This window comes from Bacillus sp. UNC437CL72CviS29 (genome assembly GCF_000482345.1).
GTDB lineage: Bacteria > Bacillota > Bacilli > Bacillales > Bacillaceae_G > Bacillus_A > Bacillus_A arachidis.
In genome coordinates, this window is the sequence record NZ_AXVB01000006.1 from 361,952 (window position 1) to 373,554 (window position 11,603).

Sequence of the window (11,603 nt, forward strand, 5' to 3'; positions counted from 1 at the left end):
CCGTCTCGCTTTCCCATTTTTCTCTGTACATCGAGAGAATAAAAATAAGAGTGGCTCTTGAGACCACTCTTATCACTTGTTCATTATATGATATTCCACTTCAATTTGCGGATGAATGCTTTTTAACAAAGAAACAAATTGTTGCTTATCTTTCAGTGAGACAAGCTCTGCTTGAAACTGAGAACCACAAAGTATTTCCAGTCTATCAAAGGACAATGCCGGAGCTGCTAGTGGATTTTTTGTTCTTGAAATTTTCCTTATATCCTTAATTGAAATTCTTTTTTTCATCGGCCCATATCGAATAATAATTTGTTCATTCTCTACCGTATACCCTGTTGTAAACCAGCTCCAAATGAGAAGAATTGCAAGAGGAATGGTGAAAAATAGAAGGAAATAGTCCCTTCCTGCAAGAAAAGGAGCAAAACAGGCAGCGACGCCCGCCAAATAAATTTACTATATCCATGCATCTTTTTTGTAAATGTAACGATTTTATTTGTAAGTAAACAATTTTATTATTACTCAACAAAAAGGATATCCTCACTCGTTTTCTCTCTTTGACTCCACTGGGCATGCGGCTAAAAAAGGAACGGATCCTCTCTCCCACCCAAAAAGAAAGGTTTTTTATCAGTTTTTCAATTTATATAGAAAAAGCTGTTAGGATCGCCCCTAACAGCCTACTAATTATCTATACATACACTACAGGTCTTGCGTAAATGCTACACTTTGCACCGGCTCTTTTTGCGTACGTTTTTGCTGCTGCAGCAAGAAAATAGACACACCGCATAATACGAGAACACTACCAATCACTTGCATCACATTTAACTTCTCACCAAGCAAGAAAAAGGCAAGTATAGACGCACCAACAGGCTCGCCTAAAATACTCATTGAAATCGTTGTGGCATTCACATAATTTAATAACCAGTTATTAATCATATGTGAAGCAGTTGGTACAATCGCAAGCAAAATGAAAATCCACCAATCCCATGTGGAATATCCTGTAAATGGCACACTCATGATTACATTATAAATAGCTATAAATAGCCCCGCAAATGCAAACACGGTAAAGCTATAAATCCAGTGTGAAACTTTTTTTACAGTTGTTTGCCCAATAAATAAATAACCAACAACTGCAATTACGCTTAAAAAGGATAAAATGTCTCCTATCACCGCTTGCTCACTTAATCCTAAATCTCCCCATCCAATACACATTACACCTAAGATGGCAATCCCCATTGTGGCAATCGCTGAAGAAGTCGTTCTTTCTTTAAACAGAAAAAAACCTCCAACTAGCGATACGATGGGCTGGAGCGCTAAAATAATCGTTGAACTTGCTACAGTTGTAAACTTTAAAGATGCGAACCATAAAAGGAAATGCAGTGCTAAAAAGAATCCAGATCCTATTAAAAAACACCAATCTCGCGCTTGAATTCTGCGAAACTCTTCACGCTTTTTCCAAACGATTGGAAGCATAAGGATTACAATAATCCATAATCGATACATACTTAAAATTGAAGATGGCGCCGAGGACATCTTTACGAAAACTGCTGCAAATGAAATGGCTATAATAGAAACTGCTAACGGTAGTGCGATTGATTTTTCTTGTTTCAAAGTTGTTTTGCCCCTCTCCTGTAAAAATCCCCACCTCATTATATATAAACCCAATTTAATCTTTCAACATATAAATCTTTGTTATGAAAAACAAAAACGAACCTGCACTTACTGTCTCACCTTGTTTTCACTTAGGATGTGGGCTGAATCACTTCTATCCATCGCCGTACCCTCTCTCCCATCTAAAAAAGAAAGCTTTTACCTCAACCTTTCTTCCATCATATGAATACTATTTTTTTAGATTCTTCATACTACTATGGTAAAATATAAAATGAGAAGCACAGGTAGTAAATATATCCTTTCATTTTGACTATCTGCGCTACCCTCACAAAGCAACTACAGCATATTTTTTATTTAGGGGGATCACACATGAGTCAAGCAATCGGGAGAATAGAAGAACTTTCATTTTACAGTACATCACTTCAAGAAGAGATTACACTTCTCGTCTATTTACCAGCTAATTATACACCGCTGCACAAACACACCGTTGTAATTGCACAGGACGGAAGAGATTATTTCCAGCTTGGTAAAGCGCACCGCGTAATTGAGCATCTTCGTGAAAATGAAGAAATTGACCGAACAATTATTGTCGGTATTCCATATAAAAATGTGCACGATCGTAAAGAAAAATACTTTCCAAACGATGTGAAAAATAGCGCATACATTCGTTTCCTAGCTCACGAACTCGTTCCATATATTGATGAAAACTATCCAACTTATCAAATGGGAAAAGGTCGCGTATTAATTGGCGATTCCCTTGGCGGTACAGTGTCCTTTATGACATCACTTATGTATCCGCATACATTTGGTAAAGTTGTTATGCAGTCCCCATTTGTTGATGAAACCGTACTGAGCCTTGCAAAAGATTTTACAGAGCCACAAACATTAGAAATTTATCATGTAATTGGGACAGAAGAAACTGCTGTGAAAAGAACGGATGGGCAAATTTCTGATTTTGTAGAGCCAAATCGCGAATTACATGCCTTGCTTACAGAGAAAAATTTCACAACGCATTACGAAGAATTTGAGGGAAATCATACATGGAAATATTGGCAAAATGATTTACCAAAAGCATTTTCTTACATTCTATCAATGAAATAATAGGGAGCAGTGTTCAGAATTATTTGATATAATAGAAAAAGAGATTTATTTTTCTCAAAATCTAACTAGACTTACAAAGGGAGGAATTGAAAGATGAAACTAGGCATTGTAATTTTCCCATCAAAAATGATTCAAGATAAAGCGAACGGATTGCGTAAGCGTTATGATCCGCATTATGCATTAGTTCCACCACATATCACATTAAAAGCACCCTTTGAGGCACCAGATGAGCAATTAGAAACAATTGTACAAGAACTGCATACAATCGCAAACAAAACAAATCCGTTTACCCTTCATGTTGGAAAGGTAAGCTCATTCGCACCTGTTAATAATGTTCTTTATTTCAAAGTAGAAAAAACACCTGAACTTACATTGTTAAATGAAGAAATGCATAAAGGATTCTTCACACAAGAGCGTGAATATGCATTCGTACCACATTTAACAATTGGACAAAATTTATCAGATGCAGAGCATGCTGATGTATTAGGTCGCTTACGTATGAAAGACTTTTATTACGAGCAACCAATCGACCGTTTCCACCTTCTATATCAATTAGAAAATGAAACATGGACAGTATATGAAACATTCCATATTGGAAAGGGGAACAACTAATTTGCAAGCACAAATCGTACAAACAGATCAGCAGCTAAGAGACGCATTCTCTGTACGCAAACAAGTCTTTGTTGAAGAACAACATGTGTCTGCTGAAGAAGAATACGATGAATTTGAAGAAACTTCTAAACACATCGTTATATATGATGAGGATATTCCAGTTGGGGCAGGTCGCTTTCGCATCGTTGATGACATCGGGAAAATGGAACGGATATGCGTTCTCGCTTCCCATCGCAAAAAGGGTGTTGGAAAAATCATTATGGACTCGCTCGAAGCATATGCGAAAGAAGAATCGCTACCAAAATTGAAACTTCATGCGCAAACACAAGCGGAACCTTTTTATAAGAAGCTCGGATATGAAACTGTTTCTGATGTATTTATAGAAGCAGATATACCACATGTTGTTATGATAAAAGAAATTTAATCTAATGAAAAAAGCCTTAGCCTATAAAAATATAGAGCTAAGGCTTTTTCTATTAGCTAGAAGTATAACTCAATCAGATTATAATCCCTATCAAGAAATCTGATACCAATCAATTTTATGTGTTAATTGTTGTATTAACTGTTAAATTATTCGTAGAAGTTGACGTAGAAGCTGCTGTTACATTAATAAATTCTAGCATTACAGGCTGACTTTCTGTAAGTGCTGCACCAAGAACTACTTGTGTTGTCGATAAAGTCGTCATAAGATCCGCTTGTTGAAGCACACCATTCACGTACAGATTCACATAAGAATCACCTGCTATAACAGGTAAATTTACTACTGCCGTTCCGCTATCATCTGCAAAATTCGCTGCAGGAATTGTAGTAACTCCTCCTACAACCATCCCTGCCGTTACAAACGCCACAAATCTGTTACCAGTAGGAGTAACGGTCGTATTCGTCGTTGTTGTAACCTCTCCTGAAATCGTACTCGTTGCTGTAATTACCATTTTAATTAGTGAAACCGCCATCGTTTAAATCTCATCCTTCCTTAATATACAGTAATAAACTGAAGTATAATTGGCACACCTTTTAATGGAACCTCGTCGATTAAAAGTGTCAATTGACCATCTTCAACTCTGTAAGCTATCGGTGGTTGAAGAACACCATTCACAAATAAATTCATACACGAAACTTGATTCGGTGACAAAATCTGTGTAGTTCCATACTCCTGTAGCCCATCACTATTTGTATAAATTAACTTCTGACCATCTGAAAGAGCATAATAAATTTCATTTGTTACTCTCCTAGGTCCTGTCGGCGCATTATAAACTGGAAATGCAACGTAGTGACAACAACAGAGACTCTCTTCCCTTCTCTTCACAATACATGACCTCTCTATTTTTGATAGACTATCATATACACCACTATAGAAAATGCACTTTAAATATATTAATATTCTAAATCCTTATTTTTGCGCAAACGTATGTCCTATACTTTTCAAAAATTCTACATAAAACTGACCCCAGTATTCAAAATATCCGAATGCAAACATGTCCATATACTCTTTTTAACATTGCCTTTTCGCCTTTCTTCCGATAAAGTTATTATTTGATCCCATATTTGAAGGTGAAGTTATGACAATGGAGAAATTTTCGCAAAAATTATTAACACATGCTAGCATTCCGCAGGCAATATATCATATCCCGAAAACCTCTGTTGATTTAATCCCAGAGAAAGAAGCAGATGCAGCTTATTTTCGTGCCCTAGAGCGACAAGGCGTCTATTTAAATGAAAAACAATTAGAAGCAGTCAGAACGACAGAAGGTCCTGTTCTTACATTGGCCGGAGCTGGGAGCGGGAAAACATCTGTGTTAACAACTCGCGTTGGCTATTTAATTAATGTAAAAAATGTTCATCCACGCAACATTTTACTACTTACGTTTACACAAAAAGCTGCTGAAGAAATTCGAAGCCGCGTAGCAAGTTTACCTGGAATGAACCGTTCTGCAAGCCAATATGTCGTCGCAGGCACATTCCATTCCGTCTTTTTAAAATTGCTTCGCAGTCAAGGATACAACCAGCAGATTTTAGCAAATGAAAAACATAAACAAATTATGATAAAGAAAATTTTGAAAGAATTGCGCTTAAAAGACGATTATGACGCAGAAACAATGCTCGCAATGATTTCACTCGAGAAAAATAAATTAAATCGTCCAAAAGATGTACAAGCAAAAACACCCGTTGAACAAGAATTCCGTGAAGTATATGAACGCTATGAAGATGTAAAACAAAGATATGGATATATAGATTTTGATGATATCTTACTAGAAACATTCTATATGCTTGAAAATAACGCACCTTTATTAACACAATTACAAAATAGATTCCATTACATTGAAGTCGATGAATTTCAAGATACGTCGTATGCGCAATATGAGATTGTAAAACTGTTAGCTTCGCCGCGAAATAATTTATTTATCGCGGGAGATGACGATCAAGCCATATACGGCTGGCGCGGCGCGAGCCATCAAATTATCTTATCCTTCCCAAAAGAATTTGAAGATACAACCATTATTGCTTTAAATACAAATTATCGTTCTAATCCATTTATCGTTGGTCTTGGAAACGAAGTCATTAAACTGAATCAAGAACGTTTTAAAAAAGAATTATATTCTGTTCATGAAGAAGGTATACAGCCATTTTATGCACGCCCTGCCACTACTCTTGATGAGGCAAATCAAATCCTGCAACTCATTCAAGATAAAGTAGCGAGCGGCGAACGAGAATACAAAGACTTTTGTTTATTATATCGTACGCACTCTGTCAGTCGTTCTTTACTCGACCAACTAACGATTCATAAAGTTCCGTTTATCAAACACGGTGCAAGCCAATCGTTCTATGAGCATTCTTTAATTAAGCCCGTACTCGATCAGCTACGTCTCGCATATGAACCGTTTCGAATCGAATCGCTCTCAAACATATTGCCGACGATGTATATCGGCCGTGATGAATGCATCTCATTTATTGAACGCGAGCAGTGGAAATACGGCGAAGGAAGATTCCCTTCCCTCCTCCATTTTCTATTGCTAAACCCGAGTTTAAAACCATTCCAAGTCAAAAAAATAAACGAACGGATTGACTTCATTAAATTCATTAAAGAATTAGAACCAAAGAAAGCACTAAAAGAAATTATTAAAGGTAAGGGTAAATATCTAGAGTACCTACAAAGCAATGACCGCTCTTCCTTTACGATGCATAAAGACATACAAGAAGAAATGCTCGAAGAATTAATGGAATCGGCTACTCGATTTACCGATATCCCTTCCTATTTAGAATTTGTAAGCACAGCGATTCAAAGCCAAAAAGAAATGGAAGCATTAAAAACAATGCAACAAAAAGATGCAGTTTCTCTCATGTCAATTCACAATGCAAAAGGACTGGAATTCCCATGTGTCTTTTTACTTGGAGCAAGCGATGGTATACTGCCTCATTCTTCTTCTTTAAAAGATGCAAATGACCGTGTGACTGATACTTCTGAAGCGTTAGAAGAAGAAAGAAGGCTCATGTATGTCGCCATCACTCGCGCAAAAGAAGAACTGTATATTTCCTCTCCGCAATTTTTTAGAGGAAAAAAATTAGATGTATCGAGATTTTTATATATTGCCCAGAAAGACTTACAAAAAAATCCAACACCTTAACATATGGTGCTGGATTTTTTCATATATTCCTCAAATAATATCCTGCTTATTGTCCAATACAATTCGTCAAATCCGCCACTGCTTTAAACAGGAATCACCTTTGTCCTCCGTAATATCGACTCTTCTCGACTCATATTCTAATAGTAAAAACTTGAGGGTAGGGAAGTGAACAATATGAGCTGTAATTCTAGCGACGGGCATGATACATACTTTGATGAAAGCTGTGTATGTAATGTTGTCAAATTCATACATGAATTACAAGAATGCACATCTACTGCTTATTCATCGCAGTATAATGCTCCATTCCTTGGTTCGCATTATGCAGCAAAAGCAGCAAACACACGGCCATTTATTTTATTCACAAATTCAGGAAACCCATTCGAATTATCTGTTCCTTCTGCAAGTAAATATTGCCGCTCTCCTATTTTCCGTGTACAAAGTGTAGATAAAAATTGCTACGCCGTACTTCAAGCATTGATCGTTATTGTAGGAAAAGAACCTGACACGAGCCCAAACCCTGTTTGTACTTACTTAAGTATTCCACATGCTGAATTGCATGCAACTTCCTCTCGTGTCACGGTTGATTTACATTGTTTTTGTGGTATTCAATGTTTGCGTGATGCATTTGTTACAATCTGCTGAGCATATAACAGCATAGTATAACCTTTTAACATATATAATTTTTCTCGTCCATTAGCTTCTCGATTCTTCACCGTAGTATCTCAATATGTCCGCAAAATTACCCCTTCGCTATATGCCATGCTTTAAAGGTATATCCCTCTCCGATACAATATAGCTTCATTGTCTTATTACAAAAATTCTTTTTCATATATTTTCATACAAAACAAAAACACTCACGATAACATGAGTGTTTTTCAACCTTGATTTTGTTGATTAGAAATGTTCTTTTTCTTACCACAATTACAACCCTTTTTCTTTACGAATCCTTGCTGTTGTAATTGTTGTGCCTGTTGCTGATATAAATGTTGTTGCTGCGCTTGTTGTTGCATTTGCTGCCACTGTTGAAGACTATATGGATTTGGTTGCAGATTACCTTCCATAACAAACATCTCCTCTGCTGTGCATTTCTATCTATTCACTATATGAACAGCCTATCCTTTCTGTTCACCTATTTTTACGCTATTAAAGTCCGATTTTTTCAACTAATCATCAGTTAAAAACCTCTATTCTTCAACAAATCGTCCAATTATCGTTTCAATAATAGCCGCTGCCCCGGCGAGTGCCAACAACGCTAATACAGGTTCTGCAACTTTAGGAATCCAATGATACAAGAGAAGTAAAAATGCACTAATCCATACACCTGTACACCAATAACAACTTAACAATTCACCAATCCATTTTTGGAGTCCAGTCCCCTTCACTTTCATATATGTAGACATGGTTCCGTCTTGTTCTTGAATTTGTACTTCTTCAATAAAAGGGGAGCGTATAAAGCTGGTAATTTTATCGTATACAATGAGACGCGTAAACCGAAACACAGCTAACGAAAAAATAAAGAATAAAAACCAACTATTGGAGAACATTCTTCTCATCTCCTTATTTCTATTTACCGAAACATAAAACATATCGGAAGCATCCAAAGCCGAAGACTTTACTCTCCTTTAAATGAGGACAAATAAAGGCTTATCCCGAAAAAAAAAACATCCTATGAACCGTAACCGATTTGCTCCTATTTCAATACTCTAATAGTGTAAATGAAAACTAAATATAAGGAGTGAAATTCATGAGTTGTAAAGATGAAAGACATGATCATCACCATCACCGCTCAAACTGCGTATGTGACGTGGTAAAATTTATCGATGAATTGCAAGATTGTGCTTCTTCTGCTTGCCCAACAGGCTGTGACGTTCCATTTTTAGGAGCAAATCAAGGCGCTAAATTCGCAAACACTCGCCCTTTCTTGTTATATACTACAGAAGGAGAGCTTTTTTCTTCCGTATTTTTCCAAGAAAACAATCCTGGAATATCAAGTGATGATATCTGTGCAAGTGCCCCTATTTATCGCGTAGCGAGTGTAGATGATTGCTGCGCTGTATTACAGATATTAGTTCCGCCTGGACTTACTCCAGAAACGGCTGCAACACCTGAGGATATTGTTTGTGCGTTTTTAAAACAAACAATACCACAATTAATCTCTACAAATTTATCTATTACAGTTGATTTAAATTGTTTCTGTGCGATTCAATGTTTACGTGATGTAAATGTTCCAGGCGTATAATCGCTTGATTAGAACAATCTGTAAAACTAAAAAACTATGAGGTGGTAGGTATTCCTACCACCTTTTCTATATCCCCATAATTTGAATCGATACAATCTCTTCAAACTTCACTTGGAATTTTTCGAATGTTTGTGCTGAATTAATAGATACATAACCATCTTCATACGAAATGATAAACCCTACATATATATCCTTCACTGTTATTACGCGGCATTTTACATTTGGAATGTAATGCGGTCTATGAAGAAAAAAATATATTTTCTCTTCATTGTCCATATCCTTAAACGATTTTTTCGTCAAATCTTTTAAAAAAATTTGTGGCTTCCCATCCTCTTTTTCTTCCGCTAGCTCATCTACCACCTCTGTTGATTCTTCGGCTTCTTCTAATACCTCTGTTACGTCTGTTACTTCCACTAACTCAATACCTTCTATAATGTCTGAACTTCCTTGTTGTTCTTGTTCTGTTAGTATCTCTTCATCCGATGTAACGATTTCTTCTTGAACAAATGGCCCTACTTTATCTTCCTCGACGACTTGCTCTTCTTTCACAACATTTTGCACTTCTTCCTTTTTTTCAGAAACGCTTTGATTCAATTTAAGAATAAACGTTTGTTGTATATTCCACTTACTTTTCTCCAAATTAGGTTCTGCCGTATAAAGACGAGGCTGGTTTTTTATATCCTCAGTTTGCTTTTTAGTCAAGGTTCTCCCTCCTGTCAACAACACTTCTCTTCAAAGTATATTCCCAAAAGTGAAGAACTTGCCTTTAAATTTATCAATAATAAGGAATAGACATCATTTCTTATAGGAATATTGCAAACTAAAATGTGTCAAAAAGAGGTGTCCCATTTTCAAAGATAAGCAGTACCATTATTTTTTATCATTCATACAATATATTAAAGTTTCTATATTTTAAATTTCATACAAGAAATTAGGAGGAATTGATTTGGATAGGTTTCATAATTGCATACCACTTAATTGTTTATTCCCTTTACCCCAAACCGGGGCAACTGGACCTACCGGGCCGACTGGACCAACTGGGCCAACTGGGCCAACTGGGCCAACTGGGCCAACTGGGCAAGCTGGTACAGGTAATACTGGGCCGACTGGACCAACTGGACCGACTGGACCAACTGGACCGACTGGTACAATAGGTTTTGCCTATATTTTTAGTACCCAAGCACAAGCCCTAACTCTAAATGAGGATGTTACATTTAATAATGTCGGGGCTAACTCAACAATTGTAACATTTACTCCAACATCTACAACTATCACAATTAATCAAACAGGAACATACCGCATCGATTGGGAGACATTCCCTCAACAAGGTACTTCTGCCTTCGCTTTATTTTTAAATAATGCGACTCAAATAGCAGGTTCCAATTATGGATCTGGTTCAGGTAACCAAACGCTCCCTGGGCAAGTAATCGTTGCATTAAACCAAGGAGACATTATTACCCTACGAAATATTGATGGCAATACTACTTTGAATAACCAAGTAGCTGGTGGTCCTAATCCTTTTGTGGTCAGTGCATCGATTCTGTTTGAAAAACTCGCTTAGAAAGTTCATCAATCACCTCTCAATTTCATGTTTACCATGAAATTGAGGTGGTCGGTTGATTTTTTACATATAATAGCCCAACTACAGAATATCGTATTTGTTCTGCTTTCGCTTCCTATTCTTCTGTTTTCACAGGAAGAATCCTAACGCTAGTTCCTATTTCTTAAAAAATATCAGTATCCTACCATTCATAAAAGCAGGATACTCCTTTTTAATTTACTCACAATTCTGATGATTACTTATCTTTTTTCTGTTTACAAGAGAAAGCTCATTCACATAACCCATTTTAAGTTATCAGAAAATATTGTATATAACAACAAAACAAAAAACACTCCAATTGTACAATATAGAACAGACTCTCAAATCATTTGGAAATCCCACCTTAAAATAATGTACTCATTTACACCTTTTAGAGTATATACTCGGTACCATTATTTTTTATCATTCATACAATGTATCGATGTTTATATTTTTATTAAGTTTTATACAAAAGATGAGGAGGAACTAACTTGGATAGGTTTAATCAACATAACTGCATACCGCTTAATTGTTTATTTCCTTTACCTCAACCCGGACCAACTGGGCCTGCTGGACCGACTGGACCGACTGGGCCTACCGGACCGACGGGTAACACTGGAAATACCGGAAACACTGGAAATACTGGACCGACGGGGCCTACTGGACCGACTGGACCGACTGGAGCTGCTGGAACAGGTAATACGGGGCCTACTGGACCGACTGGACCAACTGGACCGACTGGGCCGACTGGAGCTGCTGGAACAGGTAATACTGGACCTACCGGACCGACTGGGCCAACTGGACCGACTGGGCCTACCGGACCGACTGGGCCAACTGGAGC

At 37.1% G+C, this 11,603-nt stretch carries 14 protein-coding genes and 1 pseudogene; 8 read left to right on the forward strand and 7 right to left on the reverse strand.

The genetic code is table 11. The features are described from left to right. Window positions 1-72: 72 nt before the first annotated feature. Window positions 73-450 (reverse strand): PH domain-containing protein, encoded by a 378-nt coding sequence (locus M014_RS26685; protein WP_231503924.1) that lies wholly within the window; start codon window positions 448-450, stop codon window positions 73-75. Window positions 451-696: 246 nt separating this feature from the next. Next, complete coding sequence (locus M014_RS0109280; RefSeq protein WP_026591474.1) at window positions 697-1,608, reverse strand: DMT family transporter; 912 nt, start codon at window positions 1,606-1,608, stop codon at window positions 697-699. A 369-nt stretch (window positions 1,609-1,977) separates the two neighbouring features. Between M014_RS0109280 and M014_RS0109285 the strand changes: the two genes are divergently transcribed. The 3 genes from M014_RS0109285 to M014_RS0109295 all read left to right on the forward strand — a co-directional run bounded on the left by M014_RS0109285 (window position 1,978) and on the right by M014_RS0109295 (window position 3,745). Further along, complete coding sequence (locus tag M014_RS0109285; RefSeq protein WP_026591475.1) at window positions 1,978-2,709, forward strand: alpha/beta hydrolase; 732 nt, start codon at window positions 1,978-1,980, stop codon at window positions 2,707-2,709. 93 nt (window positions 2,710-2,802) lie between these two features. Next, on the forward strand, window positions 2,803-3,321 hold the full coding sequence (locus tag M014_RS0109290) for a YjcG family protein (protein ID WP_026591476.1): 519 nt from the start codon (window positions 2,803-2,805) through the stop codon (window positions 3,319-3,321). A 1-nt stretch (window position 3,322) separates the two neighbouring features. Next, complete coding sequence (locus tag M014_RS0109295; protein WP_026591477.1) at window positions 3,323-3,745, forward strand: GNAT family N-acetyltransferase; 423 nt, start codon at window positions 3,323-3,325, stop codon at window positions 3,743-3,745. A gap of 115 nt (window positions 3,746-3,860) precedes the next feature. On the opposite strand, the gene M014_RS0109300 is transcribed toward M014_RS0109295, so the two are convergent. Together M014_RS0109300 and M014_RS30025 are read right to left on the reverse strand one after the other, a co-directional pair. Continuing rightward, the gene (locus M014_RS0109300) at window positions 3,861-4,274 is read right to left on the reverse strand and encodes a DUF4183 domain-containing protein (protein ID WP_026591478.1); all 414 of its coding nucleotides are present in this window, start codon (window positions 4,272-4,274) and stop codon (window positions 3,861-3,863) included. A 20-nt stretch (window positions 4,275-4,294) separates the two neighbouring features. Beyond that, window positions 4,295-4,627 (reverse strand): DUF4183 domain-containing protein, encoded by a 333-nt coding sequence (locus M014_RS30025; protein ID WP_331280094.1) that lies wholly within the window; start codon window positions 4,625-4,627, stop codon window positions 4,295-4,297. Between the two features lie 253 nt (window positions 4,628-4,880). Between M014_RS30025 and M014_RS0109315 the strand changes: the two genes are divergently transcribed. Both M014_RS0109315 and M014_RS0109320 read left to right on the forward strand, forming a co-directional pair. Continuing rightward, on the forward strand, window positions 4,881-6,944 hold the full coding sequence (locus M014_RS0109315; protein ID WP_026591479.1) for an ATP-dependent helicase: 2,064 nt from the start codon (window positions 4,881-4,883) through the stop codon (window positions 6,942-6,944). Window positions 6,945-7,118: 174 nt separating this feature from the next. Further along, window positions 7,119-7,586 (forward strand): CotY/CotZ family spore coat protein, encoded by a 468-nt coding sequence (locus M014_RS0109320; protein WP_026591480.1) that lies wholly within the window; start codon window positions 7,119-7,121, stop codon window positions 7,584-7,586. A 233-nt stretch (window positions 7,587-7,819) separates the two neighbouring features. Here M014_RS0109320 and M014_RS0109325 read toward each other — a convergent pair whose 3' ends face one another. Both M014_RS0109325 and M014_RS0109330 read right to left on the reverse strand, forming a co-directional pair. Beyond that, window positions 7,820-8,014: a cytochrome C oxidase subunit III gene (locus tag M014_RS0109325; protein WP_155924324.1), complete on the reverse strand. Its 195-nt coding sequence runs from the start codon at window positions 8,012-8,014 to the stop codon at window positions 7,820-7,822. Between the two features lie 114 nt (window positions 8,015-8,128). Continuing rightward, window positions 8,129-8,488, reverse strand: coding sequence for a DUF1360 domain-containing protein (locus M014_RS0109330; protein ID WP_026591482.1), 360 nt, complete (start codon window positions 8,486-8,488; stop codon window positions 8,129-8,131). A 200-nt stretch (window positions 8,489-8,688) separates the two neighbouring features. Between M014_RS0109330 and M014_RS0109335 the strand changes: the two genes are divergently transcribed. Continuing rightward, window positions 8,689-9,183 (forward strand): CotY/CotZ family spore coat protein, encoded by a 495-nt coding sequence (locus tag M014_RS0109335; RefSeq protein WP_026591483.1) that lies wholly within the window; start codon window positions 8,689-8,691, stop codon window positions 9,181-9,183. Window positions 9,184-9,249: 66 nt separating this feature from the next. On the opposite strand, the gene M014_RS0109340 is transcribed toward M014_RS0109335, so the two are convergent. Further along, window positions 9,250-9,885, reverse strand: coding sequence for a CotO family spore coat protein (locus tag M014_RS0109340; RefSeq protein ID WP_026591484.1), 636 nt, complete (start codon window positions 9,883-9,885; stop codon window positions 9,250-9,252). A gap of 244 nt (window positions 9,886-10,129) precedes the next feature. Between M014_RS0109340 and M014_RS30320 the strand changes: the two genes are divergently transcribed. Together M014_RS30320 and M014_RS28135 are read left to right on the forward strand one after the other, a co-directional pair. Next, entirely contained in the window at window positions 10,130-10,744 is a 615-nt protein-coding gene (locus M014_RS30320; protein WP_026591485.1) for a hypothetical protein, read from the forward strand. Between the two features lie 509 nt (window positions 10,745-11,253). After that, window positions 11,254-11,603 (forward strand): annotated as a pseudogene (locus tag M014_RS28135) (hypothetical protein); the annotation flags it as partial.

Coding starts and splice junctions, on each gene's coding strand:
- M014_RS0109285 (WP_026591475.1), top strand. CDS start 1,978: ATGAGTCAAGCAATCGGGAGAATAGAAGAACTTTCATTTTACAGTACA.
- M014_RS0109320 (WP_026591480.1), top strand. CDS start 7,119: ATGAGCTGTAATTCTAGCGACGGGCATGATACATACTTTGATGAAAGC.
- M014_RS0109290 (WP_026591476.1), top strand. CDS start 2,803: ATGAAACTAGGCATTGTAATTTTCCCATCAAAAATGATTCAAGATAAA.
- M014_RS0109315 (WP_026591479.1), top strand. CDS start 4,881: ATGACAATGGAGAAATTTTCGCAAAAATTATTAACACATGCTAGCATT.
- M014_RS0109330 (WP_026591482.1), bottom strand. CDS start 8,488: ATGTTCTCCAATAGTTGGTTTTTATTCTTTATTTTTTCGTTAGCTGTG.
- M014_RS0109335 (WP_026591483.1), top strand. CDS start 8,689: ATGAGTTGTAAAGATGAAAGACATGATCATCACCATCACCGCTCAAAC.
- M014_RS0109325 (WP_155924324.1), bottom strand. CDS start 8,014: ATGTTTGTTATGGAAGGTAATCTGCAACCAAATCCATATAGTCTTCAA.
- M014_RS0109300 (WP_026591478.1), bottom strand. CDS start 4,274: ATGGCGGTTTCACTAATTAAAATGGTAATTACAGCAACGAGTACGATT.